The organism is Corynebacterium sp. HMSC067D03 (assembly GCF_001811185.1).
Classification (GTDB): domain Bacteria; phylum Actinomycetota; class Actinomycetes; order Mycobacteriales; family Mycobacteriaceae; genus Corynebacterium; species Corynebacterium coyleae.
On record NZ_KV803845.1, the window covers coordinates 1 to 454 of the forward strand.

General features: G+C 68.3%; 1 protein-coding gene and 1 pseudogene. Both read right to left on the reverse strand.

The window, feature by feature from the left end; translation table 11 throughout:
• A pseudogene (locus HMPREF2785_RS12250) lies at window positions 1-80 on the reverse strand (DNA-binding response regulator); the annotation flags it as partial.
• On the reverse strand, window positions 77-454 hold a 378-nt coding region (locus HMPREF2785_RS11375), incomplete at its 5' end, for a sensor histidine kinase (RefSeq protein WP_371440507.1). The pseudogene HMPREF2785_RS12250 and the gene HMPREF2785_RS11375, both read right to left, overlap by 4 nt.

Sequence of the window (454 nt, forward strand, 5' to 3'; positions counted from 1 at the left end):
TCGCCGAACGAGTTGAGAACGGCGCGAAGGCCGGCGCGGACGACCGGGTGGTCGTCGATAAGCATTACGCGCAGCGTCATTGCTCCTCCACAGGCAGTGTCGCGGCGAGGACGTTGCCCTCCACCGAAAGTTCCCCACCGATCTCCTCCACGCGGGCGCGCAGGCCCTTGAGCCCGTAGCCCTCCTTGCCGGAGATGCCGCGGCCGTTGTCAAAGACGTCGATGGTTGCGGTCGCGCCCAGCTTATCCACCGTGATCACCGCCTTAGATGCGCCCGCGTGGCGCACGATGTTGCTTAAGCCCTCGCGCACCATGCGCTCAGCTACCGACGCCGCCGGCTCCGGCAAATCAACCGCGTTGACCTGCACCTCCAGTGGCTCGCCGAGCGCGCGCTGGCGGTCCGACGCTGCCCGGGCAAGGCGCTCCAACCGCACCGGCAACGCCACACGCTGGGG